Annotated in this window: 26 protein-coding genes; 6 read left to right on the top strand and 20 right to left on the bottom strand. The window is 68.4% G+C overall.

Annotation, left to right across the window (positions count from 1 at the left end):
- Positions 1–162 precede the first annotated feature (162 nt).
- From ACZ6TV_RS03245 to ACZ6TV_RS03230, 4 genes are all read right to left on the bottom strand, one after another.
- A complete protein-coding gene (locus ACZ6TV_RS03245; RefSeq protein WP_465294775.1) occupies positions 163–1,620 on the bottom strand; it encodes a site-specific integrase in 1,458 nt (485 codons plus the stop codon).
- Positions 1,621–1,725: 105 nt separating this feature from the next.
- Entirely contained in the window at positions 1,726–1,938 is a 213-nt protein-coding gene (locus ACZ6TV_RS03240) for a helix-turn-helix transcriptional regulator (protein WP_465294773.1), read from the bottom strand.
- Entirely contained in the window at positions 1,925–2,626 is a 702-nt protein-coding gene (locus tag ACZ6TV_RS03235) for a replication-relaxation family protein (protein WP_465294771.1), read from the bottom strand. The genes ACZ6TV_RS03240 and ACZ6TV_RS03235 overlap by 14 nt, the downstream gene beginning before the upstream one ends.
- Positions 2,623–3,447: a replication-relaxation family protein gene (locus ACZ6TV_RS03230; protein ID WP_465294769.1), complete on the bottom strand. Its 825-nt coding sequence runs from the start codon at positions 3,445–3,447 to the stop codon at positions 2,623–2,625. Before ACZ6TV_RS03230 ends, ACZ6TV_RS03235 begins: the two co-directional genes overlap by 4 nt.
- A gap of 919 nt (positions 3,448–4,366) precedes the next feature.
- Between ACZ6TV_RS03230 and ACZ6TV_RS03225 the strand changes: the two genes are divergently transcribed.
- Together ACZ6TV_RS03225 and ACZ6TV_RS03220 are read left to right on the top strand one after the other, a co-directional pair.
- Complete coding sequence (locus ACZ6TV_RS03225) at positions 4,367–4,903, top strand: helix-turn-helix domain-containing protein (protein ID WP_465294767.1); 537 nt, start codon at positions 4,367–4,369, stop codon at positions 4,901–4,903.
- Positions 4,900–5,235 (top strand): hypothetical protein, encoded by a 336-nt coding sequence (locus ACZ6TV_RS03220; protein WP_465294765.1) that lies wholly within the window; start codon positions 4,900–4,902, stop codon positions 5,233–5,235. Before ACZ6TV_RS03225 ends, ACZ6TV_RS03220 begins: the two co-directional genes overlap by 4 nt.
- Before the next feature lie 30 nt (positions 5,236–5,265).
- Here ACZ6TV_RS03220 and ACZ6TV_RS03215 read toward each other — a convergent pair whose 3' ends face one another.
- The 7 genes from ACZ6TV_RS03215 to ACZ6TV_RS03185 all read right to left on the bottom strand — a co-directional run bounded on the left by ACZ6TV_RS03215 (position 5,266) and on the right by ACZ6TV_RS03185 (position 12,131).
- Positions 5,266–6,489, bottom strand: a complete 1,224-nt coding sequence (locus tag ACZ6TV_RS03215) for a type II toxin-antitoxin system HipA family toxin (protein ID WP_465294763.1) — start codon at positions 6,487–6,489, stop codon at positions 5,266–5,268.
- A gap of 43 nt (positions 6,490–6,532) precedes the next feature.
- The gene (locus ACZ6TV_RS03210; protein ID WP_465294761.1) at positions 6,533–6,844 is read right to left on the bottom strand and encodes a helix-turn-helix transcriptional regulator; all 312 of its coding nucleotides are present in this window, start codon (positions 6,842–6,844) and stop codon (positions 6,533–6,535) included.
- A 143-nt stretch (positions 6,845–6,987) separates the two neighbouring features.
- Complete coding sequence (locus tag ACZ6TV_RS03205) at positions 6,988–7,440, bottom strand: hypothetical protein (protein WP_465294759.1); 453 nt, start codon at positions 7,438–7,440, stop codon at positions 6,988–6,990.
- Positions 7,441–7,446: 6 nt separating this feature from the next.
- On the bottom strand, positions 7,447–7,821 hold the full coding sequence (locus ACZ6TV_RS03200) for a type II toxin-antitoxin system VapC family toxin (RefSeq protein WP_465294757.1): 375 nt from the start codon (positions 7,819–7,821) through the stop codon (positions 7,447–7,449).
- Positions 7,818–8,072: a type II toxin-antitoxin system Phd/YefM family antitoxin gene (locus ACZ6TV_RS03195; protein WP_465294737.1), complete on the bottom strand. Its 255-nt coding sequence runs from the start codon at positions 8,070–8,072 to the stop codon at positions 7,818–7,820. The genes ACZ6TV_RS03200 and ACZ6TV_RS03195 overlap by 4 nt, the downstream gene beginning before the upstream one ends.
- A 251-nt stretch (positions 8,073–8,323) precedes the next feature.
- On the bottom strand, positions 8,324–9,613 hold the full coding sequence (locus tag ACZ6TV_RS03190; protein WP_465294755.1) for a helicase-associated domain-containing protein: 1,290 nt from the start codon (positions 9,611–9,613) through the stop codon (positions 8,324–8,326).
- A 136-nt stretch (positions 9,614–9,749) separates the two neighbouring features.
- The gene (locus tag ACZ6TV_RS03185; protein WP_465294753.1) at positions 9,750–12,131 is read right to left on the bottom strand and encodes a TOTE conflict system archaeo-eukaryotic primase domain-containing protein; all 2,382 of its coding nucleotides are present in this window, start codon (positions 12,129–12,131) and stop codon (positions 9,750–9,752) included.
- Between the two features lie 59 nt (positions 12,132–12,190).
- On the opposite strand from ACZ6TV_RS03185, the gene ACZ6TV_RS03180 reads away from it, so the two are divergent.
- The 3 genes from ACZ6TV_RS03180 (at position 12,191) to ACZ6TV_RS03170 (ending at position 13,658) form a co-directional block, all read left to right on the top strand.
- Positions 12,191–12,499, top strand: a complete 309-nt coding sequence (locus ACZ6TV_RS03180) for a calcium-binding protein (RefSeq protein ID WP_465294751.1) — start codon at positions 12,191–12,193, stop codon at positions 12,497–12,499.
- A 3-nt stretch (positions 12,500–12,502) separates the two neighbouring features.
- Positions 12,503–13,414: a hypothetical protein gene (locus tag ACZ6TV_RS03175; RefSeq protein WP_465294749.1), complete on the top strand. Its 912-nt coding sequence runs from the start codon at positions 12,503–12,505 to the stop codon at positions 13,412–13,414.
- 91 nt (positions 13,415–13,505) lie between these two features.
- The gene (locus ACZ6TV_RS03170; protein WP_465294747.1) at positions 13,506–13,658 is read left to right on the top strand and encodes a hypothetical protein; all 153 of its coding nucleotides are present in this window, start codon (positions 13,506–13,508) and stop codon (positions 13,656–13,658) included.
- A gap of 258 nt (positions 13,659–13,916) precedes the next feature.
- Here ACZ6TV_RS03170 and ACZ6TV_RS03165 read toward each other — a convergent pair whose 3' ends face one another.
- Positions 13,917–14,342: a PIN domain-containing protein gene (locus ACZ6TV_RS03165; RefSeq protein WP_465294745.1), complete on the bottom strand. Its 426-nt coding sequence runs from the start codon at positions 14,340–14,342 to the stop codon at positions 13,917–13,919.
- A complete protein-coding gene (locus tag ACZ6TV_RS03160; protein ID WP_465294743.1) occupies positions 14,339–14,548 on the bottom strand; it encodes a type II toxin-antitoxin system VapB family antitoxin in 210 nt (69 codons plus the stop codon). Before ACZ6TV_RS03160 ends, ACZ6TV_RS03165 begins: the two co-directional genes overlap by 4 nt.
- A 107-nt stretch (positions 14,549–14,655) precedes the next feature.
- Here ACZ6TV_RS03160 and ACZ6TV_RS03155 point away from each other — a divergent pair, with 107 nt between their 5' ends.
- On the top strand, positions 14,656–15,129 hold the full coding sequence (locus ACZ6TV_RS03155) for a DUF6933 domain-containing protein (protein ID WP_465294918.1): 474 nt from the start codon (positions 14,656–14,658) through the stop codon (positions 15,127–15,129).
- A gap of 65 nt (positions 15,130–15,194) precedes the next feature.
- Here the strand turns inward: ACZ6TV_RS03155 and ACZ6TV_RS03150 are convergent, their stop codons facing one another.
- The 7 genes from ACZ6TV_RS03150 to ACZ6TV_RS03120 all read right to left on the bottom strand — a co-directional run bounded on the left by ACZ6TV_RS03150 (position 15,195) and on the right by ACZ6TV_RS03120 (position 21,067).
- On the bottom strand, positions 15,195–15,365 hold the full coding sequence (locus ACZ6TV_RS03150; RefSeq protein ID WP_465294741.1) for a hypothetical protein: 171 nt from the start codon (positions 15,363–15,365) through the stop codon (positions 15,195–15,197).
- Positions 15,366–15,386: 21 nt separating this feature from the next.
- Positions 15,387–15,674: a helix-turn-helix domain-containing protein gene (locus ACZ6TV_RS03145; RefSeq protein ID WP_465294916.1), complete on the bottom strand. Its 288-nt coding sequence runs from the start codon at positions 15,672–15,674 to the stop codon at positions 15,387–15,389.
- A 42-nt stretch (positions 15,675–15,716) separates the two neighbouring features.
- Positions 15,717–16,040, bottom strand: a complete 324-nt coding sequence (locus tag ACZ6TV_RS03140; RefSeq protein WP_465294739.1) for a type II toxin-antitoxin system VapC family toxin — start codon at positions 16,038–16,040, stop codon at positions 15,717–15,719.
- Positions 16,037–16,291: a type II toxin-antitoxin system Phd/YefM family antitoxin gene (locus tag ACZ6TV_RS03135; RefSeq protein ID WP_465294737.1), complete on the bottom strand. Its 255-nt coding sequence runs from the start codon at positions 16,289–16,291 to the stop codon at positions 16,037–16,039. The genes ACZ6TV_RS03140 and ACZ6TV_RS03135 overlap by 4 nt, the downstream gene beginning before the upstream one ends.
- 467 nt (positions 16,292–16,758) lie before the next feature.
- Positions 16,759–18,879, bottom strand: a complete 2,121-nt coding sequence (locus ACZ6TV_RS03130) for a DEAD/DEAH box helicase (RefSeq protein WP_465294735.1) — start codon at positions 18,877–18,879, stop codon at positions 16,759–16,761.
- A complete protein-coding gene (gene brxD / locus ACZ6TV_RS03125; RefSeq protein WP_465294733.1) occupies positions 18,876–20,183 on the bottom strand; it encodes a BREX system ATP-binding protein BrxD in 1,308 nt (435 codons plus the stop codon). The genes ACZ6TV_RS03130 and brxD overlap by 4 nt, the downstream gene beginning before the upstream one ends.
- Positions 20,180–21,067, bottom strand: a complete 888-nt coding sequence (locus ACZ6TV_RS03120; protein ID WP_465294731.1) for a replication-relaxation family protein — start codon at positions 21,065–21,067, stop codon at positions 20,180–20,182. The genes brxD and ACZ6TV_RS03120 overlap by 4 nt, the downstream gene beginning before the upstream one ends.
- Positions 21,068–21,818: the final 751 nt, after the last annotated feature.

The raw sequence follows: 21,818 nt of genomic DNA, 5'->3' as shown, positions 1-21,818 counted from the left end.
CCCTCACAACAGACGAGTTTGCCGTACGGGTCGGCCTCGTCCGAGCGCCGGTTGAGCACGGCAGCCATCTTGAGGACTAACCAAGCTCGCCATCGCAGCTATAGGGGCAGGTCAACAGGCTGCCGAGGAGGCCCCGATGGCGGAGTTACTCGGAATCTCCGATCACAACGTGGTTGCTTTGCCTGCGATTCTGGCAGCGACGGCGTCGGCCGCGTCTTGGTGCATCTGTTTGGTGACGCTCTGGTAGGTGTCCCGGGTCAATGTGGTGGTCGAGTGGCCGAGTTGCTCGGACACGACCTTGATGTCGATCCCCGCGTCCAGGGCGATGGTCGCCGCCGAGTGCCGTAGGTCGTGCAGCCGTACCGGCGGCATCCCTGCCTTCCGGGCCAGCAGGCGGAACCGTGCGCTGAACGCGTTCGGATGCCACGGTTGCCCGTCGGGGCGGACGAAGAACAGCCCGGTGTCCGGCCACGCCTCCCCGGCCGCGAGCCGCCATGTCGCGCGAAGCGCCCCGTACGCCGTGAGCGCCCGAACGGTGTCGGCGTCGAGGGCGATGTCCCGGTTACCGGCACGGCTCTTCGGCGGTTTCTGGATGGTCCGATGCCCCATGATGGCGATCTGGTTGTTGACGGTCAGTTCGCGCCTGGCGAGCCGCACTTCGGTGTCGCGCAGTCCGACCGTTTCTCCTCGGCGCATGCCGCGGTACGCCATCAGGTGCAGCATCGGGTGGATCACCTGGTCGTGGTCGGCGACGTAGTCGAGAAAGGTGGCGACCTGTTCGGCGGTCCAGACCATGACCGGCCCGGGGACTTCGCCGGTGGCCTGCCACCGTTCGACGCGTTCGTCCTCCCACACAATCGGCAGGGCGCGGTCGGCGGGTGTCTTGACGAGCATGGCGGGGTTGGAGCCGACGATGAGTTCGTCGGCGAGGGCGTCGTTGATCGCCTTGCGCAGTACGGCCCGGATGTGGTGCCGGGTGACCGGCCCGGTGGGGCGGACTCGAGCGACGGTCCTGCGGACCGCCGGGTCCGGGCTTGCCTTGAGCGAGCGGATCTCGGCGTTGCGGTGTTCCATGGCCACGAACATCGCCCGCAGGTGGCTGGTGCGCAGCTTGTCGAGGGGTACGTCGCCGAGGTACGGGATGAGATGGACCCGGACGATGGACTCGTACCCGTTGATGGTGTTGATGTCGGCGGTGAGGTGTTCGAGCCAGGTGGTGAGGTACTCGCCGACGGTGGGCATGTCGCCGAGGGGGCCGTCGCCGCGCAGGCGTTGGCGGACGCGGTCGACGTCGGGGAACGGGAGGCGGTGGCGTACCGCGTTCTGGATGACGTCGCCGATCTCGACCTGGCGGCGGCGGTCTCGGCCGGCCAGTCCCAGTAGGGCGCGGGCGTGGTCGCGTTCGGCGACTGCCTGCTGGCGGGTGGCGATGCCGGCGCGGCGCAGCAGCCGCCGTTGCCCCTCAAGAGTCGGCGGCAGTTCGAGTTGGTACGCCCAGTGCCCGTGCTGCGGGTTCCAGGAACGGTTCGGGCGACGGAGTTGCTGGCAGTGGGTGCCGTACGGCTTGTCGGTGTGCGGGTCGCGGCAGCCGCAGCGTTTGAAGATGCTTCCTTCTGCCATGGTCGGTGGTGTGCTCCGATCAGGGTGGGCAACGGTTTGTCGTGGACCATCGACGCTCGCCTCGCCAGCGCGTTCAAGTCGCGGCGGGCGAGCGCCGACGGTTCCTTACGCGTCGAGGTGGATAGCGGCGAGCAACGGCGCGGTCGGCACGCGATGAACAGCGCCGACCTTGAGCAGCGGCACGGGGAACGCGCCGCGGCGGGCGAGCTTGTACGCGGCGGACCGCGAGATGCCGAGGATCTCCGCGGCGGTGGCGAGGTCGGTGGTCGGTCCGAGCGCACGGAGTCGCTCGGGAGTCCAGGCGCTATGCGCGGGCATAGGAGTACGCGCCGTCGGCGACGGCCTCGTCGTACGGCCGCTGCGGGTCGTAGATCGGGTGCACCGACGGATCGAGCTGCTCCGAGTCGGGGAGCTCGTGCAAGGCAAGGCGTTCACCGCGGACATGCCAGGCGAGCTCACCGGGGCGACTGGTCGCGATGGTCAGCTCGCCCGAGTGGCGCCCGAAGCGGTCCGGGTCGTCGGTGGTGACGAGCAGCAGGCTGACACCGGTGTCGGCGGCGAGGGATCGGTACCGGCGCAGCCAGCGCGACGGCGGGCCACCCGGGTCGCGCTGGTACCAGAACCCGATGCGCTTGCCGTGGTGCAGGTACTCGCCGTACGGAGCGGGTACGGACCGCCAGGCCCGAAGGTCGGTGCCGGCCTGCGTACGCGCAGAAGCGGCCAGGTCGACGAAGAACTGGTTGGTGGTCAGATCCGGCTCGCCAGAAACGGGCCGGCGCAGCTGGACGCCGAACGGCCCAAGCAGCCAGGCCGAGTCGACGCGGACGAGCCAGCCGAGACGGGCCAGCGCCCGCAGTCGTCGACCAGCGGCGACCGACGTGGTGTCGTAGCCGAGCGCGGTGAGCTGCTCGGTGGTCAGGGCCTGGTGCTCAGCGAGCATGTCGATGGCCCAGCGGTCGCGCGGCATGAGGCCGCACAGGTCGGTGAGAGAGAACGTGGTCTTCACGGTTGTGTGCCTCCGATAGGCAGGTCAGCAAGGGCGAGCGGCCCGGGGTGGCCGTGCAGCCACCAGGGCCCGGTGGCGGGGTGAACGCCGGGAACGCGGGCGGCGGTAGCGACCGGCACCCCGAGCGGGCCGAGGTCGGCGAGCCGCTGATGCAGGTGGTGTTCTCGGTCCGGCGAGTGCAGCCACAGCAGGACCGGCCACGCCGGCCCGCCGAGCGCTGTGAACCGGGCGTACCCGGCGAGCTTGCGCAGCAGTTCGGTGAGGGGCTCGCCGCCGGTGTCGTACTCGAGGAAGAACGGCACCCCGGACCAGACACCGTGCCCGTCAGGGCGGATGAGGGTCTGCGTGATGAGCTCCACTCGGTCGCCCGGTCCGGCGAACGCGCCCGGCACACTGCACCGCGACTCGGGCCACCACCGCTGCAGCTCGTGCGCTGCGTGTCCGGCGAGCTGGGTGAAGAAGCCGTTCACCCCGAGGCGATGCTGCAGGATCCGGGAGGCGGTCCAACGGCGCCGGATCGCCTTCGCGTACCCAGGTCTGGGCACCGGCTCGTCGCGTTGCGCCGCGACAACCTCGGCGCCGAGCTGGTCGATGACGTAGTGGAACGGATACGAACCGCCCTCGGCCCGGAACGGCCGGAACCGATCCACCACCTTCAGCGCAATGAGCCGCTGCAGGCGATGCTGCGCGAAGTCCAGCGACGGGAACAGCGCCTCAGCGATCTGCCCAGTCGTCAGGACCCCATGGTCGTAGAGCCAGTCGAGGAGTTGATGGTCACGGGCAGTCAACACCGACTGCACCCGCAAGACCTGATCAGGCACGGTTTTCCTTTCATCTGGTACGGAGGGAGAGAACGCAACGTGTCTCTGAGCCGCCGCCCGAACGGCGGGACGGGGCACGTGCTGCAGGGACAGCGGCCCGCGCGGTCCGTTGTGGGGTCCGGATCAAGACGGACGCCATGACGGCGGTCAACAAGGACGCCAGCACTGACGGCAAAGCGCCTACGGACCTCACGGGGTCCGTAGCCAACGGCGACGGCACCTGCTCGATCGGCCCGTCGGCCCCGCCACCGGCCGTCGAGCCCTGCACCCTCCTATCCGCCTTTGTGAGCGCTGGCGAACGCCCCCTCCGCTCACAGCCGCTCACACGGCGTCCGGGCCGGGTTTGTGAGCGCGCCGTGAGTCGCTGTGAGCGCCGGGCCGGGCTTCCTGTGAGCGTCAAGTGGTACGGGCAGGACTTGCGCTGTGAGTGCGTGTGAGCTGCTGTGAGCGCCGGGCGGCGAGCCGCTCACAGCGGAACCGATCGCTGTGAGCGGTTGTGAGCGCCGAGGGCTCGGTCAACGCGCAGTGTCGATACGTCCGCCGCGTCACGCGGACTGTTGACTACCAGCAGCAGAGCGCGGACATGCATATGTCAACGGCGATCATCAATGACATCGCTCATCTGTCATCGCCGTGTCAACGACACAAGTCGATGTCAGGAACCGCCTGTCACGGCGCGCCGCCGGATGTCACTGGCGTGTCGATCCAATCGCGCGCAACGCGCGGTGGGTCGATATGACATGCCACCCCAACGTGACGGCATGTCAAACACCAGGTGAGAAGTCACTTGACCTTGGCGGAGGGCTGTACCGCGGCGGTGATGTCAGCCGTGGCACCGCGGAATGTCGACGAAGATCATCAATTGACATCGCCACAAGCTTGGGCGTGACAGGCCCTGCTGTCACAGTCGCCGCACCCGATGTCACTCACCGGTGACACGATCGTCGCCAGCGCCGCGTCGCACGCCGGCGACGATGTCACAGCGTTGTCCGCGCCGCATGTCGCAACCGTCGCGTGCCGTGCCAGTCCGCCTGTCGGCGATGGCGTCACGACGGCCGTCCGAATCACGTCCATCGACAACGACGACTTGACTCCGTGGCAAAGGCGAGCGTTCATCGACGTCCAGCCATCCCGGAAATCCACCGGCAGGGGAGGACTCGTGTCAGACGTACCGCCACGCCACGACCCAGCGACCGCGGACAGCTTCGGCCAGCTGATCACCCGCCGCAGGCGCCAACTCGGCCTGACCCAAGGCGACCTGGCAGACCAGTTGTGCGCCAGGTCCGGACGCCCGACCTTCACCCGCCACGAAATCTCGCGGTACGAGCGCGGCCTGCGCATCCCGACGGCACCGCTGCTGACCGCCATAGCCGACTCGCTCGATCTCCCCATGGCCGTCCTGCGCCGGACCGCAGCCGCCGACCGGAAACGCCGGCACGCGGGGAGCCGACGTTGAGCGCCACCCACCGGGTCGTCCGCCCGTCCTGGACCTGCGCCGTCGACGGACTTCCGTGGCCGTGTACCGAGGCGCAGCGGAGCCTGCGGAACAACGACCCGGCCATGCTGCGCCAGCTCATGGCCAACCTCATGGCCATCGCCCAACGAGAGCTGGACGACACCGACCCCGCAACGCTGTACCGGCGCTTCCTCGCGTGGACCCTCGAACCCGACCAGCGATGCGCCATCTGCGGCAGCCGCCGCCACGCCGTGATCCCCGGCGTACCGCCGCGCTTCATCCCGTGCGACGGCCTGCGAACGGCCCTCGCAGGCAGGGACCTGCCCGGGTAGCCGAAGCAGAAGACTCCTGAACGTACGTCGTCACGCCTGGTCGTAGTGGATGTACGGGTTCAGGATTTGTCGCTGCCACAGTTGGCTGCGCTCCGCTTTCGTCAGTTGCGCCTCGTCGGCGGCGTCGTCCCAGTCGCGGCGGATGATCTCGAGCTGCGTCTCGATGATCTGGTCGGCGTCGTGGTCGGAGAGCAGGAACTCTGGTGCGGCCTTGCGGCACAACCGCAGCTGGCTGGCGCGCTCGCCGGGCGTGCGCGTGATGTTCAGGGCCTGGTTGGCGGTTTCGCCGCTGCGCGGCTGGGGGCACAGGTCGTACGCGGGGGTCAGCGCCAGTTGTGCGCCGTCCCAGAAGGCGGCGTGGTTGCGCAGGTGGTCGTCGGTGTTGCCGATACAGACGTTGAAGACCATCCGCGCGAACAGCTCACGCAGGTGCTGGCCGGCGTCGGTGAACTGCTTGCGGACCGCGTCCGCGAGGTCCGGGTAGCCGGCGTGCCGCGCGCCCATCTCGTCCTCACCCAGGATCGTCAGCGCCGAGACCATCATGCGCCGCTGCCCGGGTACCGCGGTGCGGTCGAAGCGTTCCACGAGCAGCACGTCACGGCCAGCGCACCGGATGACTTCGCAGGCAGCGACGTCCAGGCCCACCCGCCGGGCGAGGATCATCCCGACGGCCTCCGCCTTGACCACGGGGTAGTAGTCGCTCGTCGAGGACAGCTTGGCGATCAGGTGGCGCCCCTGGTCGAGCACGGTGACCTTGGGACGGGCGCCACCGATGGACGTGCCCCGCGTCAACGCCTCGCCGAGCGCGGGTGACAGTGGCCGGCCAGCCTCGAGCGCCTCGGCGGCGCCGATCAGCTCGGCCGGCTCCGCCGTCTCGTTCCGCGCGACGTACTCGGTGGCGCTGGCCTGGAAGTCCAACCCGCCGACGCGGTCGGAGCCGGAGGTCAGCATGTAGGTCAGCTCGTCCAGGGCTGCGGTGTCCGCGTCGCGGTCGAGGTGGCCGAACCGGCGGGCCAGGATGACGCGCCGGCCCCACGCGTCGGGGCTGGCGTCGCGGAGGCAGCCCGCCAGCGGCAGGTTCCGCCGCGGTTCGATCGGCCCTTCCCGCAGCGGCAGCTCGGGCGCGTACAGCGGGACCGCGTCGGGGCGCGCCAGGTAGCTCTGGCCGTATGCGAAGACGTACCGGTCACCGTCCACCGCGACGACCCGGCCCGCGACGACCGGCCCCGTCGCGCCGGGCAGCCAAGCCCACACAAAGGAATCCCGCGGTGGTGCCATGCCGCTCCTCCGTACGAGGTCAGAAGTTGTCGTCGACGACGATCGCCGGCTTGGTCACTCGAGCGGGCAGCAGGGCCAGCCGCTGCCTCGCGGCCGCGGCCAGGGCGGGCAGCTCCCCCTCCTCCGCACCGAACAGCGGCACGCCGACGACCACCGCAGCCTCGAACGCCAGGCCGACCGCCACGGTCGGCTCACCCCTCTCAAGACGCCCGATGGTGTGCGGCTGCACCCCCACGCGCTCGGCCAGGTCCGCGGCCGTCCAGCCGCGCTCCTTGCGGGCGGCGGCGATCTGGGAACCGAGCAGCGCAACGGCAGCCCTGGTCGTCGGCATGTAGGACCTCGTTCGCTTTGGCATCACACCCTCACCTTCGATAAAACAACGCTAACACGGCCTTGCAGTCGTTTATCAACATCAAGGGTCCTGGCACGCGTATCGCCAAGTTGCGCTGTTTCTGGACGTCGCGCCGGACTCGTTCACGGTGACCGTGCGACCCGAGGTCCCTGACTGACGTCGAGGACGTCCTCAACGCGCTTCGAGCCTGGTAGGAGGCGCAGCAGGCTGACCGGCGCGCGGCCGAGGCGACGAAGCGGGCGCTGGATCGCCTGATCGCCGATGGCACGACCGTCCGCGATGCCGACCGCGTGTTCGGCCTCTCGCCGCAGCGGGTATCGCAGATCACCGGCAAGGGCAGAAAGGCGCTCGTCCGCGGCAGCCGCAACCATGTCGAGCGGCAGCGATCCACCTGATCTCTCCGCAACGCCGACCGAAGCCACCGGCAGTTGACGCTGGGCCGGAGACTCAGCCTCGTGCGCCTGTGTGGCCTCGCTGATCAGATGCGCAGGTTTCTCGGTATGCCAGCGTATTTCGCGGCGGTGCCTGAAGGTCCGGCCAGGACGTCGGTCTCCACGGTGGGGGTCGTCACGCAAAGCCTGTCAGACCTTGAGGATGTCCACGTCGTACAGCGCCACGGATGCGTCTCGGGAGGCCAGGGTCAACCCTTCGGTGGCCGCCTGAGCCACCAGCATCCGGCCGAACGGGTCACGATGGTGCGGCGGGAGACGGCCGGCGGCGACGCCGTGCGCATACGTGACGGGCAGTTCGTGGAACCCCATGTCCCGGACCCGCTCCGCCAGGTCCGGCGGCCCGGCCAGCTTTCCGGTGGACTGCTTGATAGTGATCTCCCACAGGCTGACCGGAGACAGGAAGATATCCGGGTCGTGGCGCAGGCGCTCGAGGAAGTCCTGCCCCAATGTGGAATCACCCGTGATGGCCCACAGTGCGACGTGGGTATCCAGCAGCAGGCTCATCCGCCGATCCCGAAGTCGGCCGCGATCTCCGCGTTGGTCTGGGGTGAATCCCAGTCACCGCTGAGGTCCAGCTGCCCTGCGAGCGAGCCGATGGCGGTGCGGTTCACCCGACGCACCAAGGGCACGACCTTCGCCACCGGCGTGCCCGCCCGATCGATGATGATCTCCTCTCCACGCTCCACACGCTCGATGATCCTTGACAGGTTCGTCTTGGCCTCATGCATGTTGAAGTGCACGGCCTCCGCCGACATACCAACACCTCCCGGTTAGCTAATAGCTTAGTCCGTGGGCATCGCCACGGCCACGGCCCCGGCGTACGTTCACGTCGGAACCGGCAGGGCACGGCTGCCTCCGTCGAGCAGGGTCGCGACCGGGTGGCGACCACACCGGCCATCAGCCGTTGACGGCAATGTCCCGCAGGCTGAGCCCCGGTAGGGCGGTCGCCTGGCTGGTGCGGAGGTTCCGCACCACGCCTACCCGGCAGCCGGCCAACCTCCTCAGTTCAGGCCGGGGTGTCGCTGGGCAGCATGTGGCCCAGCGCCCGTAGCGCCTTGCGGAACTCCGGCTCCCGGTCCACGGCCACGGCCAGGTGCCGGTCACCGACCGGCTGGCACAGGCCACGCAGCCGCCGGTCACCCGCGATCAGGACGGCGAGCGCCGGGTCGGCGCACTCCACCAGGCGGACCACACCGAGGTTGCGGAGCCGCCCGGCACGGGCCGCGACGTCGGTCAGCAGGGTGGTCACCGGATTGGGCAACTCGTGGGTCGCGCGGACGGCCAGGAACTCGCGCAGCTGATCGAGCCCGCGGCCGGCGTCCAGCGCGGCCAGCAGGGTCGCCTCGCGCAATGCCCAGACCCGGTCCGCGGTGCGTTGCGCATACGCGTCGAGCATCAGCCGGTCGGACGGCGGCAGCTCGCCGGTGACCACGATGTCGAGGTTGGGCAGCACCTTCAACGCCCCGGCCACCGCCGCATCCGCCGTGGGTGCCTGGTAGCGGTCGCTCAGGCCCAAGGCGTAGGCGCCCAGAGCATTGAGCCGCACCGCCCGCAGCCCGTCGTAGCGGCTGAGATACTCCAGCTCGTCGGTGCCCCAGTTGCCGCGGAAGTCGTCCCGGGCGCCGGCAGGGTCGGTGTAGTCGAGGTCGAACAGGCCCAGTGTGCCGGCGTATTCGAACAGCACCGCCAGCGTGTACCGGCCCTCCAGGACCGGCCAGTCCGCGAACCCGGCGTAGCCGAGGCTGCCGTACTGAGGATCGGTGAGGTACAACCGCCACAACGCCCGGTCGCTGCGCGCCACCGTCGGCGACAATCCGCCGCTGCGCATGTTGTCGAACAGGTCGTCGATCGCCATCCACTCGCTGGCCGGGCAGCTGGACAGCGCCGCGGCAACCGTCTGCCGGCGGGTCTTCGCCGAGGTCAGCGTGTTGGCGGTGCGCTGGCCCTTGATGTGCTCGACCCGGCTCAGTTCGTCGATGACCGCCTTACCGACCCAGGAGCGCCACAGCGCACGGATCGTCTCGGCCGGCGGCCGGCCCAACGCGGTGCGACCCTTCGCGGTCAACTGCAACCGGCCGCCGGCCAGTTCGGCGAGCCCGCCGGCCTGGATCAGCAGCGGCCAGGCGAACGCCGCGATCGGCTCCGTGGGGTAGAAGTCCCCGCTGGCCAGTACCTCCGCCACCCCCGCAACGGTGGCGGCGGACGGCCGCTGGGTCTTCTCGCTGCAGCGCAGCTTGCCCGCGCCGCACAGCTGCAGCACGGCCAGCACGTTGGCCAGCGCCTCAGCCCCTGTCAAACGGACCGTTCCGTCGTCGGCAGCTTCATCGACATCGGGCAGCTCGTTCGCGCCATGCATAGCCGACCACGTTAGGCGGATACCTACGCCCCGTGACACCCGCCCCCTATGCGTTGCTGATCAAGTCCGGCAGTTGCTATGCCTTGGCGAAGCCGAGTGCACGGTAGCCGGGCATGCGGCGTTGGAGCGACGCGGCGAGGATCGGGGTGTCGCGGTCGTGGTAGTCGTGGACCTCAGCGACGGCCTTTCCGGGCGCGGCGCGGATCACCCGGCCGGCGCATTGGATGAGCAGCCCGTCGTAGGAGACCGGCGCGGCCAGGAACAGCGTGTCGAGGGCAGGTGCGTCGAACCCCTCGCCGATGAACGGCGTTGTACCGACAACGAGTACGCCGTCGCCGGCCTTGGCGTCGGCGAGCAGGCCCACAGCGGCACGCCGGTCGGTGGTGGACATCCCGCCCTGCAGCACAAGGGCCCGGTGGCCGCGCGAAGCGAGCGCGGAGGTGAGCGACTCGACGTGCGCGACTCGCCGGGTGAGCACCAGGCAGTTGCGCCCGCGTTGCAGGGCGGCGGTCACGTCGGCGACAAGCTGGGTGTTGCGTGCCTCGTCCACGGCGAGGGCTCGGTGCGCTTCGGCGATTGCGGTGGGAGCGGACGGCTCGGCATCGTCGGAGCGATACGCGAAGGCAGTCTCGTGCAGGTACAGCAGCCGCCGTGGTCCGGCTCCGGTCTCCAAGACCTCCAGGAGCGTGCCCTGATCGTCGTTGCCGGGTACGTCATGGGTGATGGTGTGCCGGACTGGTCCGAGTTGCCAGAGGACGAGTTCACCAAGTCCGTCACGCCGGGCCGGGGTGGCGGTGAGGCCGAGCCAGAACTGTGCGGCGATGCGTTTGACCGAATGGTCGTACGCGGCGGCCGCGAGATGGTGGCATTCGTCGACGATGACGTGCCCGTAGCCGCTGGTGAGTTCGGCGACGTCATCACGCCTGGCCAGGGAGGGTAGCATGGCGATGTCCACCACCCCGCCGAGCTTGCGCCTGCCGCCACCGACCTGCCCTGGCTTGATGCCCAGGAACTGCTCGATCCGGGTGCGCCACTGCTCGGCCAGCGCCTTCCGGTCGACAAGGACGAGGGTCGCCGTTCCCCGCTCGGCGATCACCGCGCAGGCCATGACGGTCTTGCCCGACCCGGGCGGTGCGACGAGGACACCGTCGTCATGCGCGAGCAACGCGCCGACCGCCGCGCTCTGTCCGGTGTTGAGCTGTGCTGTACAGGCGACGTCGATCTCGCGGCCAGGATTTCGCACGTCCGTGACGGCGAGGCGTGATCCGGCGCCCTCGACGATCACTTCGACGGTGTGGCGCAGTCCGCGCGGCAGGACCAATCGGTCGTCGGCGGTCAGGTCGTATCCGCGGATGAACCGCGGCGTGTCCCAGGTGGATTTGCGCAGGCGCTGGAGTTCGTAGAACTTCGGGTTGGCCATGGATGCCGCGTGCTTGAACGTCGACAGCGCCGCAGGTGTCAGCTGGGCGGCGTCAACGCTCAGCCCGGCGCCGAGCTCCGCGTGCAGGACTGCGGGAAGCGGCGGATGCACCTTCGTGGCGTCGGACCTGCTCAGCGTGGCGACGTCGGCGCCGACGACCGCCTGTTTCGCGCGCCGGGCGACCCTGGTCGCGTCGCCCGGGCTGAGCCGATCGAGGGTCGACAGGTACGCCCACTGATCCTCGTGCGGCTCCAGCGCCGCCAGGTCCAGGAACGCCGTCAACCCGTCCCTGCGGCGGCGGCCCTGCAGCGGCGCGGCGATCAGGTTCCCGAAGCCACCCTCGGGCAGCACATCCTGGTTCGGAAACAACCGGTCGTAGGAACGCAGGTCCATCGTGCCGCGCAGCACCGTGGCCTCGTGGATCAGCGCGGTGCCGACGCCGCGGGCAGTGGCTGCCGAGATCGCTTCGGTGAAGAACACCCACACGTGTGCGCCACGCCCGGACTGGGAGATCTCGAGCGCCGCCGGTACCCCGCTCGCGCGAGCCGCTTTGGTGTAGGCGAGCGCGTCGAGCATCGCGGCCGGGCCGTCGAAGTCCGCCACGACGAAGTGGCATGAGTTGTCGCTGAGCAGTGGGTACAGCCCGATGAAGAGGTCACCCACCAGGTGCGCCGAGACGACCTCGGCGGTGAGCGGGAGATACGTGGCAGCTTTCCGGTCGGCTCCCTTGCGCCAGCCGCCGGCGACCGCGGGCATCCATCCGCTCGTGCCGGTTCGGTTGTTCTCCCACCGCACTGCGTACACGTCGGCCCGGGCCCGGAACCGGTCGGCGTACAGGGCCAGTTTGTCCGCCACCGGTGACGCCATATGGACCAGGCCCGGCGGTGCGACGGCCGCGGACAGTTGCTCCGGCGGCGGAGCGGTGTCCTGACCCCGCAGGTCCAGCAGACGCGACAGGCGGACGTTCTCCGCCCGCACACGCTCCAGCTCACGGCGCAGCCGGGCAAGTTCGCTCTCCACCGTCACGTCGGCGCCCATGGCAGGATCGTCGCACGCTCTTCAGCGCCGCTACCGATGGTCTCCGCTATCCTCCGGCGGTGGGTTCGCTGAGCCGGAAAGAACTCGATGCGTTGGTCGAAGACGCGACCGTCGACTGCTACAACGAAGATGAGCAGTTGACCGGCCTGTACACCATGATCGAGGACAACCTCGCACTGCCGTTCACGACGCAGGTCCTCGGTGTCGAGGTCACGGTCCGGAAGGTGGACCTGAGGGGCCAGCGGGTCGTGGCGATCTGCCACCGGGGTCGGGAGCGGCAGGCGATCGCGATCCTCGACCTCCCGCTGCCGGATCCGCCGCCGGACGGTTCGGAGTGGATCGAGGCGTACCGGCATTGGGGCGGATGACTTGTGAGCGAGTACCAGTACTACGAGTTCGTGGCGATCGACCGGCCGCTGACCGTTGCAGAGCAGGGCGAGCTGCGTGCGGTGTCGACCCGCGGCCGGATCAGCGCGTCGAGCTTCGTCAACACCTACGAGTGGGGCGACCTGAAGGCCGATCCCCGCGACTGGATGCGACGGTACTTCGACGCCCACCTGTACCTGGCGAACTGGGGCACCCGCCGGATCGCGCTACGGCTGCCCGCATCACTGCTGGACCCGGCGCTCGCGGCGACGTACTGCGTGGGTGACGCCGCATCCTCGGTGATCACGGGCGAGCAGGTGATCCTCGACCTGCACAGTGAGGACGAGGACGGCGATGAGGAGTGGTGGGAGGACGAGGCCGCCCTCGCGGCGATCGTCCCTGCCCGGGCGGAGCTGGCCGCCGGCGACACCCGGCTGCTCTACCTGGCGTGGTTGCTGTGCGTGCAGAACCAGGAGCTGGACGAGGACACGTTGGAGCCGCCGGTGCCGCCCGGCCTGGCCACACTGTCCGGGCCGCTGCGCAGCCTCGCCGACTTCCTCCGTGTGGATCAGGACCTCCTTGAAACGGCGGCCCAGGCCAGCGCGTCACTGAGCACGCGGAAGCCGTCAGCGGCGGCGTTGACCAAGTGGGTGCGGCAGCTGCCAGCCGCGGACAAGGACGAGGCCATCGTCCGGCTGCTGCGCGGCGACGGCGTGCACCTTCGTGCCGAGCTGCTGCGCCGGTACGGCGGCGGCGCGACCATCGAGACTGCAGGCGGCGGCCGTACGGTGGGCGAGTTGCTGGCCGGCGCGGAGACCCGCTGGGCAGCACGGGAGCGGCAGAAACAGGAGCGCAAGGCGGCCCGAACAGGCACGCCGCGAAGCAGCGGTCGCAGCGGCCCGCGAGCAGCGTCTTGACGAGCTGGCCGCCGACCCGGAACGCGCGTGGCAGCGAGTTGCGGACCTGATCGCGACCAAGAAACCCAAGGAGTACGACGCAGCAGTCGTATTGCTGGTCGACCTGAAGGCCCTCGGCGAGCGCGACGGCCAACGCAAGACGTTCCGCGGACGGATCCACCAGTTGTGTCAGGAGCACGCCCGCAAGCCGAGCCTGCTGGACCGCCTGGAACGCGCCGGCCTGTACGTCAGCACGGCCAATTGAGCAGGCCCAAACCTGATCGAGAGAAGCTACCGATGACCTCGGAACCGCATGCCGCTTGCGCCCCTGTGCCGATCGGCGCCGACGAGACCACGACGCGGTGGGCGGAGGAAGCCACCTTCGACCCGAACGATCCCACCGTGGAGCTAGGCGAGATTGCTGCCGGCAGCGGGCGCGCCTTGCTCCACGCCGCCCACATCGCGGACGAGCAAGTACCAAGCCCCACCGCGTAACCACCCGCGTGGAAAGCCGATGCCCAGGTCAGTCGATCGAGCCAGGAGCCGCCAGCCAGGTGGTTGGTTGCTGGGTCGTCCGCGCGATCGTTTCGAAGTCGTGGTCGTAGTGCAGCAGCGAGAGGCCGGACAGCTCGGCGGTTGCCGCCACGAGCAGGTCGACCGCGCTGGGTCCCTGGTGCTCCGAACCGTCCGCGAGCATCTGCTGGACCTCGGCGGCCCGTTGCCACACGTCGTCCGGGGTCACCACCCACGTAAAGACCGATCCCAACAAGGCTGCATACCGGTCGTGGTCGGCCTTGGACTGCACTCCGCGGAGGAACTCGAGTTCAGTGAGAGTGCAGATGCCGATGACGCCGGCCCGCAGCTGCGGTTGCCACAGCTCCTGCACCCGCCGGTTGCGCAGCAGGCGCACCACGGCACTCGTGTCGGCAAGGAACCGGACTGTGCTCACGGCCGGTAGTTCCCCTTGTCAAGGAGGTGATCGAACGCGCCGGTGGTGGCGATCTCGGTCAGCTCGTCCAGCGCTTTGGCGCGACGCTGAACGGCTGCCACCTCGCGCAGCGCGGTGTTGATGGTGTCCTTCTGCGTCTTTGTTCCGAGCAGGGCTGTCGCCTCCGCCAGTGCGTCCAAGTCGATGTCGATGAGCTTCTTGGTCATAGCACCCCCCATATATCCAACCTCGATTGACAGTATATACAATTGATCGGCGCTCAACGAGTACTCGGCGGAGGACGTCGCCACGCCACTGCCTTGATTCCGCCGTGATGATCGTGCGCGCGACCAAGAAGCTCCGCGACCGAATGGGCGCGGCAGACCTACACGGGGGTGAGCAGTCGACCACCGCGCTCGGTGAGTGGTACGCCACTCGGTTCGCATGGCGACCGGATGTGTTATTGCTGGTCAACGAGACGACCCTGCTGCCGATCCTCCTTCCGCGCGCACCCGCCGCCACCGCGCTGTCCCGTGCCGCCGACCGCATCGCCGCGATCATGGCTGAGTACGGCGCTGACAACGAGCTGGTCGCTGCCGAGGTCGAACATATGAGCAACCGACGGATCGCCCCGACCGCCAACCGCAGCGTCGTCGGGATCATGACCGAGTTCACGTTCCTCGCCGAACGCTGCCGGGGACGGGAGCTCGACGACCTGGAGGCATGGCTGGCCGCCACGCCATGCAGCCCGCTGTACCGCACCCACATCACTCCGAAGAACGCCTTCCGGCACCGCCTGGCTCGATGAGCGCTCAGGCGCGGCAGCAATCAGGCGCGAACTCGTCCGCGAGAGAAACGGCATCAACCGTCTGCTCACGTCACGCCGAGCTGCTGGCGAATGTCAGTCAGCTGAGCGCCGCTTGCCCAGGCCAGCATCTGCTCTCGCATCTCCCGGCGCCGGGCCACCCGCTCGGCGCTGTCCCAGGTCAGGTCGGCAGCGCGAGCCCATTCCTTGACGTCCCGCCAGTTCGAAGCCTCGATCATGGCGCCCTTCCTGGCACAGTTTTAGGCGATCTGCCGCAGGTCGTCGCCGTAGTCGAAGATGATGCGAAGCCGGGCGCCCAGCGCCTGCGCGTACCGGCTGAGGGTGGCGACCTCGTTGACGTCCAGGTCGCCGTTCTCGATCTGGCTGACCCGGCCGGGTGTGACGCCCATGAGGTCGGCGACCTGCCGCTGCGTGAGCCCGAGCCGCTTGCGCTCCTCGGCGAGGTGGAAGGCACTGACCCACGCCTCGGTCCGCGCCCGTTCCGCGTTCAACGCATCACTGTCGCCGTCGTCAAGCTCCGCGCGGATGTCGTCCCAGTCTCCTGCTACCTTCGAACGCCGGCCGCAGCGCTAACACGAGTGTGTCCGCTGCTCGCCTAGAGCCACCAGCATCCGGCCGAACGGGTCACGATGGTGCGGCGGGAGACGGCCGGCGGCGACGCCGTGCGCATACGTGACGGGCAGTTCGTGGAACCCCATGTCCCGGACCCGCTCCGCCAGGTCCGGCGGCCCGGCCAGCTTTCCGGTGGACTGCTTGATAGTGATCTCCCACAGGCTGACCGGAGACAGGAAGATATCCGGGTCGTGGCGCAGGCGCTCGAGGAAGTCCTGCCCCAATGTGGAATCACCCGTGATGGCCCACAGTGCGACGTGGGTATCCAGCAGCAGGCTCATCCGCCGATCCCGAAGTCGGCCGCGATCTCCGCGTTGGTCTGGGGTGAATCCCAGTCACCGCTGAGGTCCAGCTGCCCTGCGAGCGAGCCGATGGCGGTGCGGTTCACCCGACGCACCAAGGGCACGACCTTCGCCACCGGCGTGCCCGCCCGATCGATGATGATCTCCTCTCCACGCTCCACACGCTCGATGATCCTTGACAGGTTCGTCTTGGCCTCATGCATGTTGAAGTGCACGGCCTCCGCCGACATACCAACACCTCCCGGTTAGCTAATAGCTTAGTCCGTGGGCATCGCCGACGCTACGGCTCGACGAGTGCTCGACGAGTGCTCGACGAAGCGAACCACCCTGGGTCACGGCGAACCAGCCGGGCATACCGGACGGATCGCGACCATCGCAAACGCCGATTGTGTGATCGGTCCCCGCTCCCACCAGCCCGAACGAACCCAGGTCACGCCGGGGTGGGATATGCCGACGCAGGTCAGTGGGGGCGTCGGTACACTGCTCATCGCGCCCTCGTAGCTCAGGGGATAGAGCATCGGTTTCCTAATTCCGCTGGATCATCAGTCCACTGGGGCGTGTCCTGCATATTCGCGGCGTTGACGTCGGGCTCGCCGTCGGGAACAGCAGCTGTGCGATCCGCAGAATTGTGCTATTTCGTGACCATTTCGACACCAAGCTCGAACACGTTACACAGCCAGACTGACGCGCTGCCCGGCTACAACAGAGCGAACCGTGTCGGCTCCTGCAGGACAGTGGTTGCGCCATCGAGATCGGCGAGGCGAGCCGCCAACGTCGCCAGCGCGAGTCGCTCCGGCAGCGCTTCGCTGAACTTGAGTCCGTCGAGAGCCTTCTTGTTGACCTCGGGCAAGCACAGACGCTGATCTGCATCGGCGACGAGTGTCCGCCATTCTTCGCGAGTAAGATCCGCCCGGAGGCGGACCTGGCAGTCATCAAAGCGTTGGATCGGGTCGACCACCTCGGTCAGCGTGGCCGCCAAGGTGGCGTTCGCGCGGAAACCGGCCCAGGTCCACCACCGCAGGTCATCGCCTTGCCGATCGCGAAGGATGACGCTGCCTCCCGGATGCACCAGCGGGGATCGTTCTTCCCGCTCATGGGCGAGGCGCTTCACTGCGCGGTGAGTGAGCTTCACCGGAGGATCTGCGCCGAGAAGCACCTCACGCATAGCACGGCTCAGCTCGAAACTGAGGCCTGACCAGCCCCCGGTCATCCAGCGAGCTTTTCCGCCGCTCTCGGCGGGTTCGACAAAGCAGCGGCGGCGCCGCCAGTCGATGTAGGTAACCCGCCAACTTCGCCCGTTGAGTAGCAATCGACGGTCGCCCTGCACCTCCTCAGTGAGCAGCGCAGGATCGACGCGGCCCAGCTCATCGCGGCCTACGAGGACGGTGAATTCGGGCGCTCCGGTGAATACTGCCGTCATGCCCATGAAGTGGCGGTGCCCGAAGCGCCGTTCAGCTTCAGGGCCGATATAAAGCATGTCGCTGTCGCTGTCGAGGTAGCCCTGATCAACTAGATGGCGAATAATCGGGGTGGCGCCGCGCCCGAAGGGGTCGAGACCGTTCCACCACTGCGACCAGTTCTGATCTCCCACTCGGTGTTCTTGCAGGCAGAGCGCGAGCATCTGCTGGGCGACGATGTGCCGCGGCTCGGGCGGGGCAACGACTGGCTCGACCCATCCGCGCCCCCAGAGCACCAGCAAGGCCGCTGCCTCCAGCAGGGCGTCTCCGCTGCGGGTAAGGAAGAGACAGTTGCGGATGCTGCTGGGCCGCCGTCCCGTACGCCCGAGTCGTTGCAGGAACGAGGCCACGGTCGAGGGAGCATCGATCTGAATGACTCGGTCGAGGTCACCAACATCGATTCCCAGTTCGAGCGTGCTGGTCGAAACGATGACGCAGTCACGCGCCTCGGCGAACGCCTCTTCTGAGCGTCTTCTCTCGTCAGCGGACAGCGAGGCGTGTGACAAGAAGGTGGTGATGCCACGCTCCCGCAGGAGACTGCCGAGCTGTTCTACGGCCTGGCGAGATTCGCAGAAGACCAGCCGTTTCTCACCGGAGTGAAGTCCGGCGAGCACGGCGGCAGCGTTTTGCAGGGAGCCAACGAAGTCAAGCTCGATCTCGCCCGGCGGAGCTGTCGCCCCGGTCGCCGTCGCGGCGACCGTCAGGTCAGGAGCGATGACGTGTCCGGCCCGAACACCCGCCCCGGAGCCCTGCAACCAGGTCAGCAGGCGATCCGGATTGCCCACGGTTGCCGAGAGCCCGATCCGCTGAACGGGACGGCCGATCAGATGGGTCAGGCGTTCCAGAACGGCAAGGAGATGCCAGCCGCGGTCGTCGCCGGCAAAGGCGTGTACCTCGTCAATGACCACGGTCCGCAGGCCGGCGAAGAACGCCCGATGGTCAACGTTGCGGCTGACCAGCATCGACTCCAGGGATTCCGGCGTGGTCAGAAGCACGTCCGGGCGGGCAGCCAAAATGGCCCGCCGTCGAGACGCGGTGACGTCGCCATGCCAGAGCGCTGCTCGCCGTCCCAGCCAGTCGGCGTAGCGTTCCCAGCGCGGCAGCAGATTGTTGAGCAGGGCTTTGAGCGGGCAGAGGTAAAGCACTGACGTTCCGGACCAGCCCTCGGCGGCCATCCGGGACAACAACGGAAACGCTGCGGCTTCGGTCTTGCCCCCAGCGGTCGGAGCGAGAAGGAGCGCGTCGTCGCCGGCCAGAAGCGGCTCCACAGCAGCATCCTGCAGGGGTCGCAGGCCTGACCATTGCAGGGAGTTGACGATGTGGTGCAGCAGTACGGGATGCAGCACGTCGGCGCTTGTCACAGGTCCAGTGTGATGTCGTCGGCGCTTGCGGCGTTGCGTTCCACGTCGGTCATCTCCGCTGCCGACATGGTCGGCGCATAGTGCTGCCTGGGGTCGAAGTCCCGGAACTGGTCGACCCGGTCGAGGACATCGCCCACCACCTTCTTCAGATACAGGCGCGGCACGATGCCGACTTTCCCCCCGAGGCCGCCGGCAACGGCACGAGCCAGCTGGTCAAGGTACGCCTCGTCGACCAGAACCCGTATCCGGTCGGGAGCAGATGACCCGTCTGCGTAGAGGTCTCGAACGCGGCCACCCAGCTCGACCAGGGACTCGATAGTGAAGCCAGGCAGGCGGATCTGCACAGCCCTGGGATTGTCGAATCTCGGATCAGTGCCGAAGTCGACGGCGAGCCGTTGCGCCAGTGGGGCGAGCCGCTGCACACCCTGCTGCCCGTCGTAGAACGCCGGCGTACCGGTGATGATGAGGTACAGCCCGGGAAAGCGGCCGGAGTGCACCTCGTCAATCAGCTGTCGCAGCGCGTTAAGTGCCTTGTCCCGGACGTCGCCACGGACCCGTTGCAGCGTTTCGACCTCATCGAGGACAAGGACCAATCCCGGATGGCCGGCGTCCCGTAGGACGGTGAGCAACCCCTGGAGGAAGGCCATGGCGCCGAAATGGTCGAGCTCGCCGCGGATTCCGGCAGCTCGTTTCGCCGACACCGCGACCTGCGGCTGTCCGGCCATCCATGCGGCCAGGCCGTCAGCGACGACGGTGTCACCCGAGCTCAATGTTGCCCGATAGCCGCGCAACGCCAGCGCGAAGAGCGGGGAGTGCTTGCTGACCTGGACGAGCCGCTGTTCGAGGAGCCGATCCACCGCCGCGCCCACGTCAGCCTGCGCGGCGGGATCAGCTTCGAGCGCATCGGCCTCCAGCGTGAACAGCCAGGAGTCAAGAACAGCGCGGAACGCGCTGGGTGGTATCGACGCCGTGCGCATGGACTCGGTGATGCGCCGGTACACGGTCTCCAGCCGGTGCAGCGGCGTCTGTGTCTCGGAGATCTGCACTTCGGCCGCGGCGAATCCGCGGCGAAGAGCCCGCTCGGCAAGGTGTCGCGTGAAGAATGTCTTGCCGGCGCCGTACTCGCCCCATACCGCCTTGAACACGGCGCCACCGGAGCTAACCGTGTCGAGCTCACTGTCGAGAGCGGCGGAAAATCGGTCGAGGCCCACCGCGAGCAGGTCGAGTCCGCTCTCCGGGACAGTCCCACGGCGAAGCGCGTCGATCACTTCGCGTCGGCGCCGCTGGGAGACGTCCAGCGTCACGAGGGCACCTCGAACTGCTCGGTCAGAAGTGTGACGTCGAGCGTGACCATGCCAGTCGCTGGTTCGGCGGCCAGAACGGCATACCCCTCGATGTTGAGCAGTTGCTGAACCTGCGTCAGCGCACCCCGGAGCCGGGTCTGGGCGACGCCGAGGGCTTGGGCGGCGAGGGTGGGCGCCAGCCGGTTGGCAGCCGCCCCTGCCAGCGCGTCGATGATGCTCGCGATCTGATCGTCGGTCACGATGAGGCGGCCGGTGATCCTTCGCTGTGCCTTGTAGACGGCGCTGGTCACGATGGCGCGGCCGAGTGTCACCGCTGGCTGCTCGGTGGCCTGCGGGCTCAGGTCGAACAGGGTCGGGCCGTCCTGACGATCTCCGCGGCTCTTGGCGGTCGTGGCCTTCGGGGCCGGCGGCGCGGCAGGCGGCCGCGGAGCGGCTGCGGAGGTGAGCCACCAGGTGGGTTCCTGCGGCGGCAGCAGGTCCAGCCCGGCCCGGTTGCGAGTCTCATCAGGTACGAGGACAGCGACCGGGACGACCCCAAGGCGATGCTGCAGGATCCGCGAGGCGGTCCAACGACGCCGGATCGCCTTCGCGTACCCAGGTCTGGGCACCGGCTCGTCGCGTTGCGCCGCGACGACCTCAGCGCCGAGCTGATCGATGACGTAGTGGAACGGATACGAACCACCCTCCGCCCGGAACGGCCGGAACCGGTCCACCACCTTCAGCGCAATGAGCCGCTGCAGGCGATGCTGCGCGAAGTCCAGCGACGGGAACAGCGCCTCAGCGATCTGCCCGGTCGTCAGGACCCCATGGTCGTAAAGCCAGTCGAGGAGTTGATGGTCGCGGGCAGTCAACACCGACTGCACCCGCAAGACCTGATCAGGCATGGTTTTCCTTTCATCTGGTACGGAGGGAAGAGAACGCAACGTGTCTCTGAGCCGCCGCCCGACCGGCGGGACGGGGCACGTGCTGCAGGGACAGCGACTGGCGACGTCCGTTGTGGGGTCCGGATCAAGACGGACGCCATGACGGCGGTCAACAAGGACGCCAGCACCGACGGCAACGCGGGTGCCGACCCCGAGAGGTCCGGCAAACGGCGACGGCGCCAGCTCGATCGGCCTGCGGAACCCGCCACCGGCCGTCGAGCCCTACATCCCCCTATCCGCCCTTTGTGAGCGCTGGCGAACACCCCCCACCGCTCACAGCCGCTCACACAGCGTCCGGACCGGGTTTGTGACTGCGCTGTGAGCGCCGAGCCGGGCTTCCTGTGAGCGTCGTGTGGTACGGCAGCGGGCCGCTCACAGCAGTGGACCTGCGCTGTGAGCGGCTTGTGAGTCGCTGTGAGCGCCCGACCGGGCTCCCTGTGAGCGTCACGTGCTACGGCGGCGAGCCACTCACAGCGGGAGCCGGTCCCTGTGAGTGGTTGTGCGCGGCGACGGATCGGCCGACGGCGATGAGCGAACGGCGGATGTGGCGTCACGCCAGATCTTGCGGTCGACGGTGGTGTCGATGCCCGCCTGCCGTGTCACGGCTGCTGGCTGCCGCGCCGGCGGCAGGACACGGACACACGCATGTCAACGACTACCGTCGATGACATGGCCTGCGTGCCACTGACGAGTGACAACAACATGTATCGAT

Source organism: Dactylosporangium sp. NPDC051087 (assembly GCF_055586325.1).
The sequence above is the reverse complement of the archived record's forward strand: the minus strand, read 5'-3'. Positions and strand labels throughout refer to the sequence as shown.

Coding starts and splice junctions, on each gene's coding strand:
- ACZ6TV_RS03245 (WP_465294775.1), bottom strand. CDS start 1,620: ATGGCAGAAGGAAGCATCTTCAAACGCTGCGGCTGCCGCGACCCGCAC.
- ACZ6TV_RS03240 (WP_465294773.1), bottom strand. CDS start 1,938: ATGCCCGCGCATAGCGCCTGGACTCCCGAGCGACTCCGTGCGCTCGGA.
- ACZ6TV_RS03225 (WP_465294767.1), top strand. CDS start 4,367: ATGTCACTCACCGGTGACACGATCGTCGCCAGCGCCGCGTCGCACGCC.
- ACZ6TV_RS03210 (WP_465294761.1), bottom strand. CDS start 6,844: ATGCCGACGACCAGGGCTGCCGTTGCGCTGCTCGGTTCCCAGATCGCC.
- ACZ6TV_RS03200 (WP_465294757.1), bottom strand. CDS start 7,821: ATGAGCCTGCTGCTGGATACCCACGTCGCACTGTGGGCCATCACGGGT.
- ACZ6TV_RS03195 (WP_465294737.1), bottom strand. CDS start 8,072: ATGTCGGCGGAGGCCGTGCACTTCAACATGCATGAGGCCAAGACGAAC.
- ACZ6TV_RS03185 (WP_465294753.1), bottom strand. CDS start 12,131: ATGGGCGCCGACGTGACGGTGGAGAGCGAACTTGCCCGGCTGCGCCGT.
- ACZ6TV_RS03160 (WP_465294743.1), bottom strand. CDS start 14,548: ATGACCAAGAAGCTCATCGACATCGACTTGGACGCACTGGCGGAGGCG.
- ACZ6TV_RS03155 (WP_465294918.1), top strand. CDS start 14,656: ATGATCGTGCGCGCGACCAAGAAGCTCCGCGACCGAATGGGCGCGGCA.
- ACZ6TV_RS03150 (WP_465294741.1), bottom strand. CDS start 15,365: ATGATCGAGGCTTCGAACTGGCGGGACGTCAAGGAATGGGCTCGCGCT.
- ACZ6TV_RS03140 (WP_465294739.1), bottom strand. CDS start 16,040: ATGAGCCTGCTGCTGGATACCCACGTCGCACTGTGGGCCATCACGGGT.
- ACZ6TV_RS03135 (WP_465294737.1), bottom strand. CDS start 16,291: ATGTCGGCGGAGGCCGTGCACTTCAACATGCATGAGGCCAAGACGAAC.
- ACZ6TV_RS03120 (WP_465294731.1), bottom strand. CDS start 21,067: ATGCCTGATCAGGTCTTGCGGGTGCAGTCGGTGTTGACTGCCCGCGAC.